The following is a 21,749-nucleotide window of genomic DNA, read 5'->3' on the forward strand; positions in this document are numbered from 1 at the left end:
GAGCAGGACCGCCAGCACGGCCACGGCCGCGAACAGCGCCCCCAGCGTGACCGTGCCGTACCGGCCCAGGTCGTGGAGCACGTGCAGCAGGCCCACGCCGGCCGACTCGTGCGCGCGGGCCAGCGGCGTGCCCAGGTCGAGCTGGTCGCCGGCCAGCCGGCGGCGCAGGTCGGCCAGGGCCGCCTCGTCGCCCTGGAACAGCATGGGCCCGACCACGGCGAGCGCGGCGGGCACCTTCCCCTGCCGCAGCAGCCCGATGACCTGGCCGCCGACCCTGGTCCGCCCGGCGTCGGGGAGCCGGGCCAGCAGCACGGAGCCGATCTGGTCGGCCTGCTCGCCGGTCAGGTCCATCGTCGGGATCCCGGCGGGCCGGCGTCCCTGCGCCATCTGGTCGAGGCCGCCGACCAACACCTGGGTGACGGCGGCGACGTCGTGAGCCTGGAAGGTCGGCGTGCCCGACACCTGCCCGGCCAGGTAGATGGTGGCGAGCTTCGCGATGGCCGCGAACGTCGGGCGCAGGTCGACGCTGAGCGTCAGCGCCGGGCGCTGGCCGGCGAGATAGCCCGACACCTGGGCGCTGAGGTTGTCCACGGCGCCGCGCACCGCCGGGGCCGGCGCGACCAACCGCAGGTTGTCGACGACGACGTCCGGCGGGACGGGCAGCCCGGCGAGCAGGTCCCGGGTGACGCCGGCCAGCGCCGGGTCGGCCAGCACCTCGTCGTAGAGCCGACGGTAGAAGTCGGTCTCGTCGACGGCCTGCCGGTAGTAGCCGGCGCGCTGGACCGTCAGGTTCGTCGTCAGCGCCACGACCGCCACCGGCCAGCACAGCAGCGCGATGCCCAGCGCCAGGGCGATCCACGCCCGCCCACGCCGCACCGCTGCGGCGGAAACGTCGAGGCGGCGCACCGTCGGGACATGCCCGGTCGGGATGGCCCCGATGCCGCCACGGCACCGGGGTCACACTTTCACCTCATCGGGCGGGCCCACCGGCGGGTCGGCGGCGGGCCCACCGGCGGGCTGGCGGCGGGGCTACCGCTCGACCTGGGTCTTCAGGTCGTACAGGGCGGACTCGACCAGTTTGTCCTCCGCCTTTCGGCGCAGCAGGCCGGGGATCGGCACCTTCAGCTCGACCGTCAGGTCGTAGGTCACCTCGGTGCTGCCGTCGCCGAGGTCGGTCAGCGTGTAGCTGCCGTCCAGCGTGCGCACCCGGTCCGATTCGAGCATCGTCCAGGTGACGGAGGTCGGGCCGGCCCAGTCGTAGACGAGGGCGTAGTCCTCCTTGCCGAAGGTGGTCTTCGCCTGGAAACGGGCCTTCGCCGGCAGGCCGGCCGGCGTGGTCTCGATGACCTCCGCCGAGGTGAGCGCTTCCGACCAGTCGGGATAACGGCTGATGTCGGCGATGACGGCCAGAATCGCCGCAGGCTGCGCCTTGATGACGATCGTGGACGAGACGTGATCGGCCATAATGGCAGGTCCTCCACATATTCCGGGTACGTACGGGATTCGGCAGCGACCAATCGTGGCAGCACGACCGATCTTTCCTGACGCGAAACGGAACGTATAAGAGCCCGGGCGGAACGGTAAACATAAAATACCCGAACGTGTGGAATTCTCTTCGATCGCGGGTGCTCGACCGGTCACGCGCGTAAGGGCGGCCTCGGTGCGGCGACCTCGGATTATCCGTCGCGCCTGACCCTCGGCCCGGCCATGCTTTTGCGTCGGGCCGAGGGTTACGGTTGGGAAAGGTTGTTCAGGCGGGGTCGTAGGCGAGGTTGGGGCGCAGCCAGCGCTCGACGTCGGCGACGCCGAGGCCGCGCCGGCGGGCGTAATCCTCGACCTGATCCCGGCCGATGCGCCCCACGGTGAAGTACTTCGAGTCGGGATGGGCGAAGATGAGCCCGCTGACGGCCGACGCCGGGGTCATCGCGAACGACTCGGTCAGGCCCAGGCCGGCCTGGCCGGCGTCGAGCAGGTCGAACAGCGCCTGCTTCTCGCTGTGGTCGGGGCTGGCGGGGTAGCCGAGCGCCGGACGGATGCCGCGGAAGCGCTCCGCGTGCAGATCCGTCAGATTCGGCTCGGCGTCCGGTTCGAACCACTCGCGGCGCGCGGCCAGGTGGATGTGTTCGGCGAAGGCCTCCGCGAGCCGGTCCGCGAGCGCCTTCACCATGATCGATCGGTAGTCGTCCTGGTCGGCCTCGAACTCGGCGGCGAGCTTGGCTGCGCCGTGGATCGCGACGGCGAACCCGCCGAGGTGGTCGCCGGCGGGCGCGACGTAGTCGGCGAGGCTGCGGTTGGGCCGGCCGGCGGGCTTCGCCGTCTGCTGGCGCAGCATCGGCACCCGCAGCCGGCCGTCGCGGGCGCCCGCCACCGCGCCGGCCTCGATCACCAGGTCGTCGCCGTCGGCGAAGGCGGGCCAGAAGCCGTAGACGCCCTTCGCCTGCAGGCTGCCATCCTTGATGATCTGGTCGAGCAGCACGTTCGCCTCGTCGTAGAGCTCGCGGGCGACCGGCTGGTCGAGGATCGCGGGGAACTTGCCCTTCAGCTCCCAGGCGAGGAAGAAGAACTGCCAGTCGATCATCTCGCGCAGCGCGGAGAGATCCGGCGTGACGACGCGGCGCCCGGTGAAGGCGGGGACGGGCAGCTCGTCGAAGGAGACCTGCTCGCGGTTGGCCCGTGCCTGCGCCAGGCCGAGCAGCGGCTGCGCCCGGCGGTTCTCGTGCTGCTCGCGCAGGCGCGCCTGCTCGGCCCGGTTGCGCACGTCGAGCTGCTCGGCCCGCTCGGTGTCGAGCAGATCCGAGACGACCCCGACGACCCGGGAGGCGTCGATCACGTGGACGGTGGTGGCCTCGTACGCCGGGGCGATGCGCACCGCGGTGTGCTGGCGCGAGGTGGTGGCGCCGCCGATGAGCAGCGGCAGGGTCAGCCCGCGGCGCTGCATCTCGGCACCGACCGCGACCATCTCGTCCAGCGACGGCGTGATCAGGCCGGACAGGCCGACCGCGTCGGCGCCCTCGGCGACGGCGGTGTCGAGGATGACCTTGGCGGGGACCATCACGCCGAGGTCGATCACCTCGTAGTTGTTGCAGCCGAGCACGACGCCGACGATGTTCTTGCCGATGTCGTGGACGTCGCCCTTGACGGTGGCGAGCACGACCTTCCCGTTGCCGCGCCGGGCCGCCGGCCGGCCCGCGGCGCTGTCGGCCAGCGCCGCCTGCGCCTTCTCGGCCTCCATGAACGGCTCCAGGTAGGCCACCGAACGCTTCATCACCCGCGCGCTCTTGACCACCTGCGGCAGGAACATCTTCCCCGAGCCGAACAGGTCGCCGACGATCTTCATGCCGTCCATCAGCGGGCCCTCGATCACGTCGAGGGGGCGCGCCGCCTGGGCCCGCGCCTCCTCCGTGTCGGCCTCGATGAAGTCGACGATGCCGTGCACGAGCGCGTGGGACAGCCGCGCCGCGACCGGCGCCTCGCGCCAGGACAGGTCGACGACCCGCTGCGTGCCCTTGCCGTTGACCGTCTCGGCGAAGGCGACGAGCCGGTCGGTGGCGTCGGCGCGCCGGTCGAACAGCACGTCCTCGACGAGTTCGAGCAGGTCGGCGGGAATGTCGGCGTAGACGGCGAGCTGGCCGGCGTTGACGATGCCCATGTCGAGCCCGGCGCGCACCGCGTGGAGCAGGAACGCCGAGTGCATCGCCTCGCGGACGACGTCGTTGCCGCGGAAGGAGAACGACAGGTTCGAGATGCCGCCGCTGATCCGCACACCCGGGCAGCGCTGCTTGATCAGCGGAAGTGCGTCGATGAACGCCTTGGCGTAGCCGTTGTGCTCGGCGATGCCGGTGGCCACGGCGAGCACGTTCGGGTCGAAGATGATGTCGGTGGCGGGGAAGCCGATCTGCTGCGTGAGCAGGTCGTAGGCGCGCCCGCAGATCGCCACCTTGCGCTCGGTGGTGTCCGCCTGGCCCTTTTCGTCGAAGGCCATGACGACGGCGCCGGCGCCGAAGTCGCGGATGCGCCGGGCGTGGTCGAGGAAGACCTCCTCGCCCTCCTTGAGGCTGATCGAGTTGACCACACCCTTGCCCTGCACGCAGCGCAGCCCGGCCTCCAGCACGCTCCACCGGGAACTGTCGATCATGATTGGCAGGCGGGCGGCCTCGGGCTCGGTGGCCAGCAGGTTCAGGAAGGTCGTCATCGCCTGCTCGCTTTCGAGCAGGTCGGCGTCCATGTTGACGTCGAGCAGGTTCGCGCCGCCGCGGACCTGCTCCAGGGCAACGTCGACCGCGGCCTGGTAGTTGTCGGCCTCGACGAGGCGGCGGAACCGTGCCGAGCCGGTGACGTTGGTCCGCTCGCCGATCATGACGAAGCCGGTGTCCGCGCCGATCTCGAACGGCTCCAGGCCGCTGAACCGGGTCCGCGGCGTGGGCGCCGGCACCTGCCGGGGGGCCGTTCCGTCGACGGCGGCGGCGATCCGGGCGATGTGCGCCGGCGTCGTCCCGCAGCAGCCGCCGACGATGTTGACCATGCCGGCGGCGGCGAACTCGCCGATCAGCCGGCCGGCCTCCTCCGGCGTCTGGTCGTAGCCGCCGAAGGCGTTGGGCAGCCCGGCGTTCGGATGGCAGGCGGTGTAGGTGCCGGCGATGCGGGACAGCGCCTCGACGTGCGGGCGCATCTCCTCGGCGCCCAGCGAGCAGTTCACGCCGACGACCAGCGGGTTCGCGTGGGCGATGGAGTCCCAGAACGCCTCGACCGTCTGCCCCGACAACGTCCGCCCGGACAGGTCGACGATCGTCACCGAGATCCACAGCGGTAGCTGCGGCGCGACCTCGCGGGCTGCGGCGATCGCAGCCTTCGCGTTCAGCGTGTCGAAGATCGTCTCGATGAGCAGCAGATCGACCCCGCCGTCGGCCAGCGCCTGGATCTGCTCGGCGTAGGCGGCGCGGACCTGGTCGAAGGTCACCGCCCGGTACGCCGGGTCCTCGACCCGCGGGGACAGCGACAGCGTGACGTTGAGCGGGCCGATGGAGCCGGCGACGAACCGTCCGCCCGCCTCGTCCGCGGCCTGCCGGGCCAACTGGGCGCCGCGCAGGTTCATCTCCCGCACCAGCGACTCCAGACCGTAGTCGGACTGGCCGATGCTCGTCGCGGTGAAGGTGTTCGTCGTGGTGATGTCCGCGCCCGCGGCCAGGTACTGCCGGTGCACGTCGAGGATGACGTCCGGCCGGGTCAGGTTCAGCAGGTCCGGGTCGCCGGTCACGTCCTTGGGATGGTCACGCAGCGAGTCAAGCCGGTAGTCCGCCGGGGTGAGGCCGGCGTTCTGCAGCATCGTGCCCCAGGCGCCGTCCAGAACAACTACCCGTCGCGCGAGCAGTTCCCGCAGCGCGGCCGCGCTGTCACGGGTACCGGGGCGACCCGCCACCTCACCGACGGAAGCAGTTCCAGCCATGAGACACCTCCCTGTCGTGGGAGGCGCCCTTGGTGACCGGTGCGGGTCGAGCGTGGCGGACCTCGGTCCGTTGCAGCGCCTCTCGACCTGACAACGACGATACCGTGCCCGCGTGATCGCTTGGCGCCAGCTCGGGTAGTAGCAGGTCGGCGCAGGGATCCCCGCCTTGCGCGGGGTTCCGGGAGCCGCCCAGCCGGTCCGCGGGGTCCGGGACGTGGCGCGGACCATCGCCGGCCGGGACCGGGCGGCCGACCCGACCGCTCGCGTGATCTTGATGTGGTGTTTCTTGGTGCGTGACGAGTTCTCGATGCGTGACGAGGTCTCGATGCGTGACGCCGACGGGAGGGAGCGCGCGATGGGGTCAGCCCTCGCCGGGCGAGCGGACTACTCCGGGACACCGCTGGCCCGCAAGCTGGGGGTGAAGTCGGGCCACCGGCTCGTGATCCTCGCCGCGCCGCCCGGGTGGGCGGTGCCGGGGCTGCCCGAGGGCGTCGAGCCGGTGCTCCTGACCGACCTGCCCCCCGACGGCGGTGGCCCGGCGGCGATCGACATGTGCGTCGCGTTCTGCCGGCGGGAGGTCGACGTCCACGCGGCCGTGACGGCGTTCGCCGAGGCGATCCGACCCGCGGGCGCGCTGTGGATCGCCTGGCCCCGGCGGGCCGCCGGTCATCGCAGCGACGTCAGCGAGAACCTCATCCGCGAGGTCGCCCTGCCGCGTGGCCTGGTCGACACCAAGGTCGCCGCGCTGGACGAGAACTGGTCCGGGCTCAAGGTCGTCTGGCGCCGCGAGCGCCGCTGACCAGCTATCCCGGCCACCGTGCGGTTCCGCGGAACCGCACGGTTGCCGGGGCCGGATCGGGTGACACCAGAACCCCACACACCAAAGGCCAGCCCCACCCGACCAGGCCGCCTAGTCGAGGCGCTCCTGTGCGATCACGCCCGCGAGGTGCGTCGCCGTGTTGAACTCGGTGAGGGTGAGCTGATCGCCGGTGCGGGTGAAGCGGGTGATGCCGGCGTTGCGGATCCCGCCCTCGGCGGCGATCCGGCCCAGCTCGTCGTAGGACAGCCCCTCGACGAGCTGGCGCAGCATGACCACGACGGCGTCGTGCGCGACGATGAGGACCCGCCGGTCGGCGTGGTCGCGGTGCAGGTCGGCCAGCAGCGAGCCGAGCCGGCGGGCGATGTCGGGGAAGTTCTCCCCGCCCGGCGGCCGGTAGTCCCACTGCCCGGCCGTCCGACGGCGCTCGGCCTCGGCGGGGAAGCGGGCCTCGATCGCGGCCCTGGTCATCAGCTCGAACCGGCCCATCAGCCGGTCCACCAGTCGGTCGTCGATCAACGGCTCGGGCAGCGCCAGGCCGCCGCGGGCCGCCGCCTCGGCGGCGATCCCGTAGGTGCGGCGGGCGCGTAGATAAGGAGAGCAGACGACGATCTCGGGGGGTTGGATGATCGGCGGGTCGGCGGCCAGCGCCCGGCCGAGCGCCGCGGCCTGCGCGCACCCCAGCGCCGTCAGCTCGACGTCGGCGTCCCGGCCCGACACGCCCGCGTCGAGCCGTCCCGCCGCCCGCGCCGCCGGGAAGGCGACATTCGCGACGCTCTGCCCGTGCCGCACCGCCGTCAGCTCGGCGACCAGACCCCCCACGCCCGTCCCCTTGCTCACGCGGCCGGTGCCGCCGGTGCGGCCGGTGTGGCCGATGCGGCCGGAGTGGCTGGCGGACGGAAGGCGTCGAGGATGAGTCGGGTGAACCGCAGCCGGCTGTCGATGTCCTGCTGGCCGGTCTCGACCAGGCGCTGGGCGCAGCCGCTGATCATCGTGCGCAGGTCGGCGGGGGTGACGTCGAGGCGCACCACGCCGGCCCGCTGCGCGCGGACGACCACCTGGTCGACGAGGGTGGTGATGTGGTCGATCTGGATCTCCGCGCTGGCCAGGGTCCGCATCCGCATCACGTCCTGGACCAGCCGGTTCGCGACGATCCGGTCGAACCAGCTCGTGATCAGCATCTCGAAGCCGGTCGCCGCGTCGGGGTCGTGCAGGGCGGTCGCGGCGATCGTGTTGAACCACCGGAGCTGGCATTCGACGACGGCGGTCAGCAGCTCGTCACGGCTGGGGAAGTTGCGGTAGACGGTCGCCTTACCGACCCCGGCTCGGGCGGCCACGTCCGGCACGGTCGCCGACAGCCCGAGCTCCGAGAACACTTCGACCGCGGCCCGGACCACCCGCTCGTGGTTGCGCCGCGCGTCCGACCTGCGCATCTCGGACGTCGTCACGGGACCATTGGAGCACATCAGGCCGCAGCGGGCCTGGCCCCGGGAAACGGTCGAGCCAGGACGGGCCGCGGTGAAAGACGCGTGCTCGGGCGCCGCTGGGAGGCGGATCAGTCGCTGGACCGGGGACATAACAGAGCATTGCACGTGGGTGTCTCAGCGTGACCAGTCGCTGAGGGCCTCGAGGTGACGCCGCATCCGGTGCCGGGCGAGCCCGCGGTCGCCGGCGTTGATGGCGTCGATGATCGCCCGATGCGCGGTCCGGGCGTCGCACACGGCCTGACCGCACCCGCCGGCCGCCGACTCGTCCTTACCGACCGGCGGGGCGGGGCGGGAACCGTCGACGTGGCGCCGCCAGATCGCCGTCAGCACCCGGACGAACGACGCCAGCGCCTCGTTGCCGGTCAGCCGGGCCAGCTCCATGTGCAGGTGGTGCCCGGCGTCGGCGGGGCCGCCGGGCGCCTCGCCGGCGTCGGCGGCGAGCAGTTCCTCAAGCCGGGCGGTGAGCTCGGGCCCGCGGCGCTCGATGAGGATGTCGACGCAGCTCAGCTCCAGCGCGTCGCGCACGATCCGCAGATCGTCGACGCCGGCCTGGCTGTACTCCAGGTACAGCGCGGTTGCCTCGACGGTCGCCGCCGGGTCGGGCTCGGTGACGACCAGGCCGCCGCCGGGGCCGCGACGCATCTGGGCCACCGAGTGGTATTCGAGCAGCCGGACGGCCTCGCGCAGCACCGCCCGGCTCACCCCGTAGCGGGCCAGCAGTTCGCTCTCCGAACCGATGACCACCCCCACGGCGACGCCGTCGCGGGCCACGTCGTCGCGGATGCGCCCCGCGACCGTCTCGGCGAGCTTGCCCGCCGGCATCGTCCCGACCGGTCCTGGTCCCGGGACCGGTCCCAGACCCGATTCGCGGGGCCGGATCCGCCGCCCGCCGGCGCTTCCTGCTGAGTCCGAGTCCGAGTCCGAGTCCGTGCCCGGGGCGGGGGCGGGGGCGTCGTCGTCGGTCGGCGCGGTCATCCACTCGTACATGGCCTCCAGGTGCACCGCCGCGAGGTGCTGGGCGCGGGCGGCGTCCCCGCCGATCACGGCCTCGGCGATCGCGGCGTGGTTGCGGTGCACCTCCTCGGTGCCCTGGGTCCGGCGGGCGGGCGAGGCGCTGTTGCGGGTTGTGGCGTACTGGTGGGCGGCGTAACGGAAGGTCAGGGAGTTGAGGACGTCGACGAACAGCACCAGCACCGGGTTGCCGGTGGCCGCCGCGATCGCGTGGTGAAGCTGGTGGTGGGCGCCGAACTCGGTCGGGTCCGCCGTCTCCTGCCGGGCGATGATCTTGCGCAGGTCGCGGATGCCGTCCTCGGTGATCCGCGCCGGGGCGAGGGTGGCGGCCAGCGACTCGATGATGAACCGCGCCCGCAGGATCGACTCGATGGAGACGCCGACGTACTCCAGATAGACGCCGAGCGCGGTCGTCACCGCCACCTCGTCCGGCGCGCGGACGATGAGCCCCCCGGACGGCCCCCGGCGCATCGTCGCCACCTGATGGTGCTCGACGATCCGCACGGCCTCCCGGAACACCGCCCGACTCACCTTGTAGCGCTCGATCAGTGTCGGCTCGGAGCCGATAACCGCCCCGACCGGCCAGCCCGCGCGGACGATGTCGTCCTCGATCCGCCAGGCAACCTGCGCGGCGAGCTTGCCACGGGCGTCGCCTCGCGGGGGATGTCTGACACTGATGGCCGGGCCGCGCGCCGACTCCACGAGCCTGTCCGTGGAGGGCATCGCCGTCGGCCTCCTCCCGGGATGGGGCATGACCCGACGGGAGGGCGCGGTACCGAACCGGGCCGGCCCCGGTTCGGCGGGGCCAGCGAGCGGAACGGGCATCTCGCCCGGGCTGCCGTCGTACACGCTCGGATGTCCAAGGATATGCGTGCTGGGACACGCCCGGGAGTGCCCTGCGGAACGCGCCGGCCGCGTTGGGTAGTCCGTACGGGGGTGTCCGCGGCCTCCCGTACGGCCGGGACGCCGGCGCTCCACCTGCGGTTGAAGCCCAGATCCCGGGCACATCGGCCGGCGGTGGGGGAGGACCTGCCGCCCGGCGGAGATGGCCCTCAATCGCCTCTCTCGGTGGTCCTCCCTGCCCCGGTCATGGCTCGAACGGGTGGCCCGGCGAGCCCGTAGGTGTGCCGCAGCCGAGCGGAGCACCCGATCGCCCGGCTCTGGCGGCTCCGGCGTGACCGTCCGGCGCGTCGTGCTCAGGTAGCGCCTGGAGAGTTCCTGGATGCTGGGAGCGTTGGGCAAGAATCCACCGCCCCAGCCGGTTCCGCTCGGCCTGCCGTCGTGTAGCATGACCTCCAGATCCTGACGGACTGCACCTCGCGGCCCGCCGGGACGACAAGTGAAGATCGTTGCAAGAACATGGTCCCGTGGTGAAGTCTGGAGTTCACGCCGCCCTGTCAAGGCGGAGGTCGCGGGTTCGAATCCCGTCGGGACCGCGTTCGTATGGCCGGGAGTCATCTCGGTCCCTACGTTTCTGCACAACCCGGGGCAGGTAGCTCAGTCGGTACGAGCGTCCGCCTGAAAAGCGGAAGGTCGGCGGTTCGACCCCGCCCCTGCCCACCACCTCTGAGCAGGCCTTTTGCCTCTCTTTTGAGATCAATTTTGCTATTTGAAGATCGTCGTGTGGCAGCGGATGTAGCAACCCAAGGCGGCTGACGGTCCAGGACATACCCCGCTGACCTGTCTAAATGCCGGACCCGACCCTCCGCCGCAACATATCGGGTCGTTGCTACACCGAGCGGCCTCGGTGGAACGTGGACTCACGGCGGCGGGGCAGGGCGCGGCCTCTGACCGCTCACCTCGCAGGAAGCGCGGGTTCTCGCCTGGATGCTGCTCCGCGCCGGCGAGCAGGATCGACGCCGGAACCGGTTCAGCACGCGGACCGGCAGACCAGAGGTGGCTTCGCAGGCGAGTGGGCCTGAAGAGTCGGCTGAAGGAGATCGTCGCCGAGGCGGAGGGTGGGTCGGCGGCCGGGCTCGGCGCGGACGTCTCGGACTGCTCGCCGCCCGAGTGGCACCGGTGTTGGTGCGGTGGCCTGAGTGGTGGGCGCCTGCTCCCTGACGGACGCCATGGTTGGGGAGCGTCGACATGCCCGCCGCAGCCGCCCAGTGGAGCACGCGGAGGCCCCGAACCATGCGGGCTGGCCGCGTACAGTCGGCGGCATGAAGCGGATGGTCCAGATCCCGTACGAGCTGGAGCAGACCGAGGACGGCACCTGGGCGGCCCATGCCTCGTTCCCCAGCGGTGGCGCGCACGGGCTCGGTGACACTCCCGAGGACGCCGTGGCGGATCTCTACGAGGCCGTCAGTCTGGTCATCGAGGAGCTGGGAGTTCCACCGGTCCTGACGATCGTGCAGGACGTCGCCTGATGCCACCACTTCCCGTCCTGCCTGGCGGGGAGGTGGTCAAGGTCCTCGAGAAGCTCGGCTTCGAGGTGATCCGCACCAAAGGCAGTCACCACATGATGAGGAACGCCGAGGGTCGCTTCACAGTCGTACCAGTTCATCCGGGCCGTGACCTCCCGGTCGGGACACTGCGTCGGATCATTCGTGACACAGGGCTGTCGATCGAGGAGTTCGTCGCCATGCTTTGATCCGCGGTCCGTTGGCCGGAGGTGTAGCAGCGGGTGTAGCAACACCGTCGGAGGCGCGGACCGACGTCGATCGGTCCGCGGCGGTTCGGTGTCAGGCGAGGTTCGACCGGGTCGTGGTCAGTACGGCGGCGACCGGTCGGCGGGGTGTCCGCGGGGCAGGGTCGACGGCCGGTGGCCAGCCGACCCGCAGGATCATCTGCGGGTGGTCGAGCCAGGTCATGAGCGTCCGGACCCGGGTGCGAACTCCAGGCAGGTCGAGTGCCTGCGTCATCGCGGAGGTGGCCAGCCCCAACCGCTCGGCGTCCACCGACAGCCGGGCGTAGGCCTCGCCCGCTCTCAGTCGGGCGGCGTCGTCGTCGTCGAGGCTGAACAGCACCACGTACGCCGGCTGTTCGTCGATCACCTGGCCGCCCCTGATGGCAGTGGACGTCGGGTCGCCGGCCGCGAAGTCGCGGACCGGCACGTCGGTGTGGCGGGGCTGACCGGGTGAGGTGCGCGGGACGGCGGTCGGTGAGATGCCTTCGCCGGCGGCTGCCGCGTCCGGCCGGACCCAGGTGGCCAACTCCGCCCGGTACGCCGGGTCGTTCGTTTCCAGGTCGTCGGCCCAGGACATCGCGACCGCGAGGTTGAGCCGGTCGTCGGCCCGAAGCACGAGGGACGCGTACAGCGAGGGATCGTCGACACCGGCACGCAGGACGTGTAGCAGGTCGGTCGAGACGACGCCAGGACGAAACGGCCGCCGCTCGGTGCGGCGCCGTCCGGCCGCCGCGACCGCCTCGTCGACGTTCCCGTCCACCGGCTGCCGTCCGTCGAAATGAAGGCGAGCCAGCAGGTCGGGCCTGGTCGAGTCGGGTAGCCGTTCGGTCGTGGTCCGCCAGCCCTCGGCCGACAGTCCCAGACCGGCCAGGTACAGCGCGCCGCCGCACGAGATCAGCAACGCCCAGCCGTCCGGGTCGACCGCGGCGAGCTGGCGCTGGCGGTCGGCCCACAGCTCGAGGGCGTCCGCCGTAAGCACGAACCGCCACGGCTGGGTGTTGTGGATCGACGGGGCCCTCACCGCGAGCGCGACGGCCCGCTGGATCTCCTCGACCGACGGCTGCGTGGCTTCGCCGACGCCGCTGCGGGTGGAGGTCATGTCGGCCACCCGTCGGAGGTCGCCGGGAGCTGGCGTCCACCGTCGCCGGGACCGGGAGAGCCGTCGCGGTGGGCGGATGGAATGTTGACGGACAACCGGAGCATGGCGGGTCCCCACAGGGAGAGATCACCGTGAGGTCCGGCGGCGAGCGAGAACGCTCCCGGGCGCGGCGCAGGCGCGGCGCTTCGGTTCCGAACTGGCTGATAGCCCAGCCGCTTGAGATTGCGCGCCCGGCGTCCTTCTTGTCAACTGGCCGACGATCTCGGCCTCAGGCCGGGTCGGTCGGGTCACAGGGATGCCAGTAGCCGCCGGCTCGCGGTGGCGACGTCGGTGTGGGCGTCGCTGGCCCGCCGCTGCAACTCATCGCGAGCTGCCTCGGGCAGTAGGCCCCGGTCGACGAGCGCCCCAACTGCCTGGTCGACGACGCGTTGCTCGGCCAGCGAGGTCCAGAAGGACTCGCCGCTCACGGCCGCTGGCCAGATCAGGTGCTGGTCCACCGCGAGCGGCGGGTGGTTCGGCCCGAGTAGCGTGCCGAGATCCTCGGCCAGCCGCACGAACGCTCCGGGCTTCCCTGCACGCAGGACCAGGACCGCGGCGGGGACGACAGCGGACAGCGGCACCGCCAGCGAGGCGAGCACCGCGACCGGCGCCGCGACGCTGTCGGCCGCCCTGACGTCGATCGCGCCCCCCAGCGAGGCGAGGGTGATCGTCACAACAAAGCAGGACGGCACCGCGAGAACGACGTCCCGGCCGAGCGCACTCAGCTCGGCCGCGAGGCCGTCCCCGCTGAGGTCTTCACCCTGGAGGAGTCGCAGGTGTTCGGCCACTGCCGCGGTGACCTGCACGGTGCTCTCCTGACAAGCGCACATTGCGCCGGGTCCCGGCCCAGTGACGACGTCTGGCGGCACGGCTAGCAGGCCGACACCCGCTCGTCGTGATCCGGGACTGAGTGTGCCAGGCGACGTCCGAGGCGGGATGGGTGAAGCTGTCCGGCCCCGCCGCGTCGCGCAGGCTGCGGATGACTGCCAATCCGCCTCCCCGACCGTAGTCCCCTCCGCGTCCGTCCGCCTCGGCAGTGATGGCTGACCGACGTCCCGCAGTGCGATCAGTACGAGGCGACGTCTGGCCCGGCAGCGGGTTTTCGGGCGCGGGCACGGCGGACCGCCTCCTCCACCAGCACCCGGGCCACCTCGGCGACCTTGACGTGCTGGGACTGGCTCATCGCCCGCAGCCGGTCGAACGCCTCCTCGGGTGTCACTCCCGTCCGACTCATGATCACCCCGAGCGCCTGATCGATGACCGCCCGATTGGTCATGGCCGCTTCCAGCTGCGCTGCCAACCGGTGCGACTGAGCCAGGATCTGCGCGTTGTGCACCGACACCGCCGCCGGTCGGGCGAACAGCTCCCCGATCCGGACTGCCTCCGGACCGAACGCGTTCTTCGCGTGGGCGTAGACGTTCATCGCGCCCACCACCCGGTCGGGAAGCAGCAGCGGCAACGAGAGCACGCTGTGCACACCCATCCGCCCGACCCGCGGGCCGAACCGTGGCCAGCGGGCCTCCCCGCCCAGCGAGCCCGACGTCTGCGTCGTTCGCGACGCGACCGCCTGCAGGCACGGCCCCTCGCCGAGCCCGTACTGCACGTCGTCCACCACGCGCACGAACTCGGCGCTCGCCACCACCGTCTGCGGCCGGTCGTCCTCGAGCATCGTCAGGCCCGCACCCTCCGCACCGGGAATCGCCCGCACCCCGAACTCCGCGATATTGACCAGCGTCTCCTGTAACGGCTGGTAGCCCGTCAGCAGCCCCGACAGCCCGGCCAAGCTTTCATCGAGGTCGTCGTTCACAGACTCTCCGATCCGCTGTGCGACGCATATGCTGCCACCCCTGAAACGGTAGCCCCCTGGGAATCTGCAGGCAGACGCCAGGATCAAGGCCCCAGAAATGTGATGACGGCCGGGCGCGGCACGACGCCGCTACCGGGTCTGTGGACCCGGACACGTACCGATGTGGCCGCCGCGAGCCGGCAGCTACTCGCGACGCTGCGCGCACCGGCGCTGGTTGAGATCGAGGATGTCGGCCGTTGACAGCCGCTGCCTGAGGCGTGCATGCTTTATGAGCTGGGCTATCAGCCAGTTCGGGACCGGAGCGCCGCGCCTACGCCGTGCCTCGGGAGCGGGACCGCTCGCCGCCGGACCTCACGGTGATCTTCCCGTGGAGACACGCCATGTTCCTCCCGCCCAGCGCCATCCTGGGCGCGTCTGTGGTGCTGGTCGCTCTAGCCTTCCTCGCTGTGCGTCGCCAAGTAATCCGAGGAGGCGCCGCGCCCCCGGCGCTGCGTCAGTGCCTCGCGCCGGCATCCGACCCCGTAGAAGTGCTTGCTTGTTCCCAGCGTCGGACGTCGCCGGAGCACGTGAAGGACCCCGGCCGTCTCCAGGACAGGCCACACGCGGTGCTGGCGGACGGGTCCCAGGTGGGTTCTGCGCAGCGCTCAATGCCTCACCGACTGAATCGAGGGCCCATGCGGTCTCGTGCACAGGTCGGGGTAGCCGGGGACGAACCTCGAGGCCTGGTGGCCGTACCAGCGTTCATCAACGAGGCATCCTCGCCCACCACGGCGGCCGGTGCGGACGGGCCGTTCTGCCGTCTCACCGCGTTGGCGAGCTCGCTGCTGGACGGGCCGGTCGCGTTCGTCGCCCTGCCCACGGCACCCGGCTCGGGGCGGCTGTCACCCAGCTCCGGGTCGCCACTTGGCCTGCTCGCGGACGCCTTCTGCCTGGATGTCCTGGACGGCGGAATGCCGCTGGTGGTCGAGGACGCGCGGACCGACCCGCGGACCCGGGACAACCCGCACGTCGCCACCGCAGGCGTCAGAGCGTGGATCTGCCACCCCATGAAGGACCCGGCGGGCGACACCCTCGGCTCGTTCTGCGTCCTGGTCACGCTCGCGCGTGCCTGGTCGGCCAGGGACCGCGAAACGGTCGCCGGCCTCGCGTACGCGGCCGCGGGCGAATTCCACCTGCGGGGCGACATGGCCCGGGCGGCCTGCGACACCCAGCGGCTGAACGCGCTGACCGCGCAGACCGCGGCCCGCTCCCGCTACCTACAGGACAGTCTGCTGCCCCCGCACCTGCCCGGCGTCCCCGGGATGCAGGTCGCCGCGCGCTACCTACCCGCCGCGGACGGGCTCGGTGTGCTCGGCGACTTCTACGACCTGTTCCCCGGGCCGCGGAACATCGGCGGCCCCCGCCCCCTCACGAACAGAGGACCCCGGCCCCTCGCCCGTCAGTGGCCGGGCGGGCGTGGATGGCCCAGAGGACGATGGGACGCGGTCATCGGTGACGTCTGTGGCCACGGCGTGGAGGCCGCGACGGTCACGGCGCTGGCCAGGTACACCATCCGCGCCGACGCGGTGCGCGAGATTTCCCCGGCCCGGGTCCTCGCCCGGCTCAACGCCGCGCTGCTGGCCCAGCGACCCGACAGCGAGCGTTATCTCACCGCCGCCTACGTCATGCTGTTCCCCAGACGGGGACACGTCGACGCCATCCTCGCCTCGGCCGGGCACACCCCCGCCCTGCTGCGGGGCTCCGACGGCACGGTCCGCGCGGTCGGGCACCACGGCCTGCCGCTCGGCCTGTTCGACCGAGCCGACCTGCACGACACCCGCCTGTCGCTGAAGCCCGGCGACACCCTGCTGCTCTACACCGACGGCGTCACCGAAGCCCGGCGAGGCCGCGAAGAGTACGGCGAGGAACGGCTGCGCGGCCTCCTCGCCGACACCGGACGGCTCGATGCGCACGACCTCGCCCACGCCGTCGAGGACGACGTGCTTGCGTTCACCGGCGGCCCACACGCCGACGACATCGCCGTCCTCGCCCTGCGCGTCGCCGACGGCTAGCCGGCTGCCGTGGCCGTCCGACCGCTGGCCCCGATCAAGATCGGCCCCGCGGATCGTCCACCGTGTGGCCCGCCAACGTGCAGGCAACGCGACAGCGGCCACCGCCACCTGCGCCGCCCGAGCGGCGCGGGTCAGACTGCGGAAGGAGATGCCCGGTGACTCTTCTGGACCCGACCCCGACCCGAACCTACAGCCGCAAGGACCTGAACCTGATCGACGCCTACTGGCGGGCGGCGAACTACCTTTCGGTCGGGCAGATCTACCTGCTCGACAACCCGCTGCTGCGCGAACCGCTGCGGGCCGAACACGTGAAGCCACGCCTGCTCGGCCACTGGGGTACAACCCCCGGGCTGAACCTGCTGTACGCGCATATGAACCGCGTCATCAAGGAACGCGACCTCAACACGTTGTACGTGACCGGTCCGGGTCACGGCGGCCCGGGGCTGGTCGCGAACGCGTACCTGGAGCAGACCTACAGCGAGGTCTACTCGGCTGTCGGCCGTGACGAGGAGGGGATGCGGGCACTGTTCCGGCAGTTCTCCTTCCCCGGCGGCATCCCCAGCCACGTCGCACCCGAGACACCGGGTTCTATCCACGAAGGCGGCGAGCTCGGCTACGCGCTGGTGCACGCGTATGGCGCCGCGTTCGACAACCCGGACCTGCTGGTGCTGTGCGTAGTAGGTGACGGGGAGGCCGAGACCGGGCCGCTGGCCGCGAGCTGGCACTCGAACAAGTTCCTCAACCCGGTCACCGACGGCGCCGTGCTGCCGGTGCTGCATCTCAACGGATACAAGATCGCCAACCCGACGGTCCTGGCCCGCATCCCGGAGGCCGAACTCGCCGAGCTCATGCGTGGCTATGGCTACATGCCGCATTTCGTGACCGGAGACGACCCCGCTGACGTCCACCACCAGCTCGCGAGGACCCTCGACGTCGTCCTGGACGAGATCGCCTCCCTCCAGCGCGGCGCTCGGGAGGCGGTCGAGGGGCCTGGTCGGACAGCGGCCACGCCGCCGCCTCGGGCGGCGTGGCCGATGATCGTGCTGCGTACGCCCAAGGGTTGGACCGGCCCGAAGCAGGTCGACGGCGTCCAGGTCGAGGGCACCTGGCGCGCGCACCAGGTGCCGCTCACCGAGACCCGAACCGACCCAGGACACCGCGAACAGCTCGAGCGGTGGATGCGCAGCTACCGGCCGGAGGAGCTGTTCGACGCCACCGGGCGGCTGGTCCCGGAACTACAGGCGCTCGCCCCTGTCGGCAACCGTCGGATGAGCGCGAACCCGCACGCCAACGGCGGCCGGCTGCTGCGCGACCTCGTGATCCCGGACTTCCGTGACTACGCCGTACCCGTCGACCGTCCTGCCACCGCTTCGAGTTCCGCCACCGGTGTGCTGGGCGCGTTCCTGCGCGACGTCGTCGCCCGAAACCCGGACCGGTTCCGCATCATGGGCCCGGACGAGACCGCCTCCAATCGGCTGTCCGCCGTGTTCCAGACCACCGACCGGGCCTGGGACGCGATCACGGTCCCCGGCGACGACCACCTGGCCCCCGACGGCCGGGTGATGGAGGTGCTGTCCGAGCACCTGTGCCAGGGCTGGTTGGAGGGCTACCTGCTGACCGGCCGGCACGGCCTGTTCAACTGCTACGAGGCGTTCGTCCACATCGTCGATTCGATGGTCAACCAACACGCCAAATGGCTGAAGACGACCCGTGCCATCCCGTGGCGGGCGCCGATAGCGTCGCTGAACTACCTGCTGTCCTCGCACGTCTGGCGCCAGGACAACAACGGGTTCTCCCACCAGGACCCCGGATTCATCGACCACGTCATCAACAAGAAGGCCGAAGTCGTCCGCGTCTACCTGCCGCCGGACAGCAACACCCTGCTCTCCGTCGCCGACCACTGCCTGCGTAGCCGCAACTACGTCAACGTCATCGTCGCCGGCAAGCAACCTGCGCTGACGTACCTGACCATGGAAGAGGCGGTCGCCCATTGCACCCGCGGGTTGGGCATCTGGCCCTGGGCAGGCAACACCGACGGCGAACCGGACGTCGTACTCGCCTGCGCCGGCGACGTCCCCACCCTCGAGACCCTGGCCGCCGCCGACCTGCTCCGCACCCACCTTCCCGACCTCAAGGTGCGGGTCGTCAACGTCGTGGACCTGATGCGGCTGGAGCCGGACACCGAACACCCGCACGGACTGCCCGACCGCGAGTTCGACGCGCTGTTCACCTCGGACAAGCCTGTGATCTTCGCGTTCCATGGCTACGCCGCGCTGGTCCACCGGCTCACCTACCGGCGCACCAACCACCGGAACCTGCACGTGCGCGGCTACAAGGAGGAAGGCACCACCACCACGCCGTTCGACATGGTGATGCTCAACGACCTCGACCGCTTCCATCTGGTCATGGACGTCATCGACCGCCTCCCGTCGCTCGGCAGCCGCGCCGCCGTCCTGCGGCAGCGGATGGCGGACAGCCGCCTCGCCGCCCGCGCCTACACCCGCCAGCACGGCGAGGACGATCCGACCGTCACCAACTGGACCTGGCCCGACCGGGCCTGACCAGTCGCGCGGCCGCACCGGTAGGTCCGTCCGGCGGTGCCACCGGCCCGTCGTCAGTCACAGTCCGCAGCAACGTCGGCGAGAGGTACGCACGTGACCGAGTCCCTTGTCGTCGACAAACCGAAGGCCGAACGGGTCGCGGTCGCCGGTGCCGAGTGCAGCACCGACCCCCGCCGCCCGGAGGAACCCTGGCACGCCGTGGACGTGGGCTGCGCGGAGGCGGCTCGATGTCACGGTGGCGCGGGTACCGGCCTACAGAGGGAGGGGACGCTGAAGACAGCGGCGAGATCACGGACGAACCGATACCGGGCGGAGGACCACCGATCATCGTGACGGATCATGCAGACTCCATCCATAACGGGAAGTTGCAGCAGGCCGTCGGGCACCTCTCGACCGGCGCCGCGCGGACCGACGCGGTCGAGTTCGAGCGGGGGGTGACTGCGATCATCGCCTTCGCCGGGCGGCACGGCCACACCCGGCCGTCGGACGGCTACCGCGACGAGTCCGGTTTCCCGCTGGCGGCCTGGGTCGCCAGGCAGCGCGAGGCGTATCTGGAGAACCGGCTGGCCGACGAGCGGCGGGCGGCGCTGGACTGCGTCGACTGCTGGGACTGGATACCGGCCCCGGCTGCCCACCACCACCGCGGCGGCGAGCATCCGGAAGAAGGCCCCTGAGCGATCGGGGTGTCGCGACAGCCCGCTCCCGGTGAACTTCGGCCTGATCCGCGGCCTAGTACTGCAACGGCACTTGCGTCGTCTGTGGTAGATGATCTGGGTTGTGGTGGTGGAGGCGTGGGCGGCTGAGCTGGATGGGCTGTGTGAGCGGGTCGGTGGCCGGTTCGGGCGTGCGGAGCCGCGGCGGCGGGTCCGTGAGTATGTGTCTGGGCTGGTCGCGGGGCTTGATCGGAAGAACGGGTGGACGCTGGCGGAGCGTGCGGGTGAGCGGTCGCCGGACGGGATGCAGCGGCTGCTGTGCCGCGCGGACTGGGATGTGGACGGGGTCCGTGACGACGTTCGGGACTTCGTGGTCGGCCGTCTTGGGGGATCCGGATGCTGTGCTGATCGTGGCTGACACGGGGTTCCTGAAGAAGGGCACCCGGTCGGCGGGGGTGCAGCGGCAGTACTCAGGGACGGCGGGTCGGCGGGAGAACTGCCAGATCGGGACGTTCCTGGCCTACCGGTCCCGGTGGGGGCATGCGCTAATCGACCGGGAGCTTTACCTGCCGGAGTCCTGGACGGACGACCGGGACCGCTGCCGGACGGCGGGTGTGCCGGACGACGTGGAGTTCGCGACGAAGCCGCGCCAGGCGATGGCCATGCTGGAACGGGCGATCACGGCCGGAGTGCCGTTCGGCTGGGTGACCGCGGACGAGGCCTACGGGCAGGTGAAGTACCTGCGGGTCTGGCTGGAAGAACAGAACCCAGTCCTCCCTTGAGTAGGCCAGCCGCCGGGCCAGCGTCGACTTCCCGGTGCCGGGCAGGGCGAATTACCACGAACCCGGCCGAACTCGCCGCAGCGGCGGCTTCTTTGGTCTCGCCGCGCTGACAAAACCGGACGACTCGGACGACCCGATCTACCTCGACTGATCGCCCGCCGTAGCCGCATGGAGAGCGTAGCTCGGCGAACTCCGGCAGCTCGCGGAGCTGGTCGAGCAGTTCCATGGTCGCGGTGACGTCGATGGTGTGGAACACCGTGACCTGCGTGACCTGCGGGACCTGCGTGACCTGCGGGACCTGCGCACTGGCCACCATCGTCCGGGCGGTCGCGGCCCGCACGCCCCGGCCGGCGGTGGGTGAGAGGGACGTGGGCGGTGAGCTCGATCAGGGCGACGTGGATGGTAGATTCTAACGAGCGCACGATTTATCATGGCGAGCGGAGGGTGATGGAGATGCTCGCGGTCCAGGTGGAGGCGCCGGGTGGGATCACGTCCCTGGTCGTGCGGTCCGTCGAGGATCTGACGCCGCGGCCGGACGAGGTGAAGATCGAGTTGATCGCGTCGTCCATCAACCCCGCCGACGTCAAGATCCGCACCGGCGCTGTCGTGCCACTGCGGGGGGCCTATCCCTTCACCCTGGGATACGACCTCGCCGGGACGGTCGTCGAAACGGGTGCGGAGGTGACTGACCTGGCCCCAGGTACACAGGTACTCGCCATGTCGGCCGTGGCGCTCACGGGGGTAGGCACGTGGTCCGAGCGCGTCTGTCTGCCTCGGACGTCCGTGGCGCGCCTGCCCGCGCACATGGATCCGCTCTCGCTGGCCCGACTCCCTCTCGCCGGTCTCACCGCCTACCAGGCGGTCCAGCGAGCGAAGCCGGGGCCGGGGACGGCCGTCCTCGTCTGCGGGGCGGCCGGCTCCGTCGGTCGTCTCGCCGTCGAGCTGCTGCTTGACCGGGGTGCGCGGGTCCACGGACTGGTTCGCCGCCCGGAACAGGCAGATCAGTTGCCGACCCATGAGCTGTTCACCCCACACGTCGGCCAGCCGCCGACCCGTTCGGTCGACGTGGTCATCGACGCGGCCGGAGCCGACTTCTCCCCGGCGCTCGTCGACGGCGGCCTCTACATCTGCCTTGTCCCCGACCGTGCGCCCGCGCGTGACGTGCTCGCGCGACGGTTGCAGCGCCGCACCGTCCTCGTCACTGAGGAGTCCGGCGCCGATCTTGAGGAGTTGGTCGAGCTCTTGGGCGCGGCCGTCCTCACCCTCGAGACGACGAGCATCTTCCCCATGAAGGACATTCACGCCGCGCACAGGGAGTTCGAGCAGGATGGTCAACGAAACGTCGTCCTCATCCGTGAGGACTGGTGACA

General features: G+C 71.2%; 16 protein-coding genes, 2 tRNA genes, 2 pseudogenes and 1 riboswitch. Of the genes and pseudogenes, 11 read left to right on the forward strand and 9 right to left on the reverse strand.

Translation table 11 applies throughout. The features are described from left to right. The 3 genes and pseudogenes from ND748_RS01325 to metH all read right to left on the reverse strand — a co-directional run. A pseudogene (locus ND748_RS01325) lies at window positions 1–906 on the reverse strand (hypothetical protein); the annotation flags it as partial. 123 nt (window positions 907–1,029) lie between these two features. Continuing rightward, window positions 1,030–1,464 carry an SRPBCC family protein gene (locus tag ND748_RS01330; RefSeq protein ID WP_251743471.1) on the reverse strand — a complete coding sequence of 145 codons (435 nt, stop codon included), beginning with the start codon at window positions 1,462–1,464 and terminating at the stop codon, window positions 1,030–1,032. Window positions 1,465–1,750: 286 nt separating this feature from the next. Continuing rightward, window positions 1,751–5,443, reverse strand: coding sequence for a methionine synthase (gene metH / locus ND748_RS01335; RefSeq protein ID WP_251743472.1), 3,693 nt, complete (start codon window positions 5,441–5,443; stop codon window positions 1,751–1,753). Window positions 5,444–5,457: 14 nt separating this feature from the next. Beyond that, a riboswitch (S-adenosyl-L-homocysteine riboswitch) is annotated at window positions 5,458–5,533 on the reverse strand. 265 nt (window positions 5,534–5,798) lie between these two features. Between metH and ND748_RS01340 the strand changes: the two genes are divergently transcribed. Further along, entirely contained in the window at window positions 5,799–6,242 is a 444-nt protein-coding gene (locus tag ND748_RS01340) for a DUF3052 domain-containing protein (RefSeq protein WP_285901451.1), read from the forward strand. A gap of 111 nt (window positions 6,243–6,353) precedes the next feature. Here the strand turns inward: ND748_RS01340 and ND748_RS01345 are convergent, their stop codons facing one another. From ND748_RS01345 to ND748_RS01355, 3 genes are all read right to left on the reverse strand, one after another. Then, the gene (locus ND748_RS01345; RefSeq protein WP_285901452.1) at window positions 6,354–7,073 is read right to left on the reverse strand and encodes a histidine phosphatase family protein; all 720 of its coding nucleotides are present in this window, start codon (window positions 7,071–7,073) and stop codon (window positions 6,354–6,356) included. Window positions 7,074–7,096: 23 nt separating this feature from the next. After that, window positions 7,097–7,693, reverse strand: coding sequence for a TetR/AcrR family transcriptional regulator (locus tag ND748_RS01350; protein ID WP_251743475.1), 597 nt, complete (start codon window positions 7,691–7,693; stop codon window positions 7,097–7,099). Between the two features lie 168 nt (window positions 7,694–7,861). Beyond that, window positions 7,862–9,481 carry a FadR/GntR family transcriptional regulator gene (locus ND748_RS01355; RefSeq protein WP_251743476.1) on the reverse strand — a complete coding sequence of 540 codons (1,620 nt, stop codon included), beginning with the start codon at window positions 9,479–9,481 and terminating at the stop codon, window positions 7,862–7,864. A gap of 638 nt (window positions 9,482–10,119) precedes the next feature. Here ND748_RS01355 and ND748_RS01360 point away from each other — a divergent pair. The 4 genes from ND748_RS01360 to ND748_RS01375 all read left to right on the forward strand — a co-directional run bounded on the left by ND748_RS01360 (window position 10,120) and on the right by ND748_RS01375 (window position 11,351). Continuing rightward, a tRNA-Asp gene (locus tag ND748_RS01360) sits at window positions 10,120–10,194 on the forward strand. 50 nt (window positions 10,195–10,244) lie between these two features. Beyond that, a tRNA-Phe gene (locus ND748_RS01365) sits at window positions 10,245–10,321 on the forward strand. Between the two features lie 599 nt (window positions 10,322–10,920). Further along, window positions 10,921–11,127, forward strand: coding sequence for a type II toxin-antitoxin system HicB family antitoxin (locus ND748_RS01370; RefSeq protein WP_131784330.1), 207 nt, complete (start codon window positions 10,921–10,923; stop codon window positions 11,125–11,127). Further along, window positions 11,127–11,351: a type II toxin-antitoxin system HicA family toxin gene (locus tag ND748_RS01375; protein ID WP_251743477.1), complete on the forward strand. Its 225-nt coding sequence runs from the start codon at window positions 11,127–11,129 to the stop codon at window positions 11,349–11,351. Before ND748_RS01370 ends, ND748_RS01375 begins: the two co-directional genes overlap by 1 nt. A gap of 91 nt (window positions 11,352–11,442) precedes the next feature. On the opposite strand, the gene ND748_RS01380 is transcribed toward ND748_RS01375, so the two are convergent. The 3 genes from ND748_RS01380 to ND748_RS01390 form a co-directional block, all read right to left on the reverse strand. Beyond that, window positions 11,443–12,486, reverse strand: coding sequence for a nitroreductase (locus ND748_RS01380; protein WP_251743479.1), 1,044 nt, complete (start codon window positions 12,484–12,486; stop codon window positions 11,443–11,445). Between the two features lie 287 nt (window positions 12,487–12,773). Then, a complete protein-coding gene (locus ND748_RS01385) occupies window positions 12,774–13,331 on the reverse strand; it encodes a hypothetical protein (RefSeq protein ID WP_251743481.1) in 558 nt (185 codons plus the stop codon). A gap of 260 nt (window positions 13,332–13,591) precedes the next feature. After that, window positions 13,592–14,332 (reverse strand): GAF and ANTAR domain-containing protein, encoded by a 741-nt coding sequence (locus tag ND748_RS01390; protein ID WP_251743482.1) that lies wholly within the window; start codon window positions 14,330–14,332, stop codon window positions 13,592–13,594. 725 nt (window positions 14,333–15,057) lie between these two features. Here ND748_RS01390 and ND748_RS01395 point away from each other — a divergent pair. From ND748_RS01395 to ND748_RS01420, 6 genes and pseudogenes are all read left to right on the forward strand, one after another. Next, a complete protein-coding gene (locus ND748_RS01395; protein ID WP_251743484.1) occupies window positions 15,058–16,383 on the forward strand; it encodes a GAF domain-containing SpoIIE family protein phosphatase in 1,326 nt (441 codons plus the stop codon). A 155-nt stretch (window positions 16,384–16,538) separates the two neighbouring features. Then, window positions 16,539–18,944 (forward strand): phosphoketolase, encoded by a 2,406-nt coding sequence (locus ND748_RS01400; protein ID WP_374215820.1) that lies wholly within the window; start codon window positions 16,539–16,541, stop codon window positions 18,942–18,944. A gap of 329 nt (window positions 18,945–19,273) precedes the next feature. Continuing rightward, window positions 19,274–19,618: a helicase associated domain-containing protein gene (locus tag ND748_RS01405; RefSeq protein WP_251743485.1), complete on the forward strand. Its 345-nt coding sequence runs from the start codon at window positions 19,274–19,276 to the stop codon at window positions 19,616–19,618. Window positions 19,619–19,721: 103 nt separating this feature from the next. Then, a pseudogene (locus ND748_RS01410) lies at window positions 19,722–20,364 on the forward strand (IS701 family transposase); the annotation flags it as partial. Window positions 20,365–20,603: 239 nt separating this feature from the next. Beyond that, complete coding sequence (locus tag ND748_RS01415; protein ID WP_251743487.1) at window positions 20,604–20,792, forward strand: hypothetical protein; 189 nt, start codon at window positions 20,604–20,606, stop codon at window positions 20,790–20,792. Window positions 20,793–20,832: 40 nt separating this feature from the next. Then, window positions 20,833–21,747: an NADP-dependent oxidoreductase gene (locus tag ND748_RS01420; RefSeq protein WP_251743488.1), complete on the forward strand. Its 915-nt coding sequence runs from the start codon at window positions 20,833–20,835 to the stop codon at window positions 21,745–21,747. Window positions 21,748–21,749 lie beyond the last annotated feature (2 nt).

The organism is Frankia sp. AiPs1 (assembly GCF_023716945.1).
Lineage (GTDB): Bacteria > Actinomycetota > Actinomycetes > Frankiales > Frankiaceae > Frankia.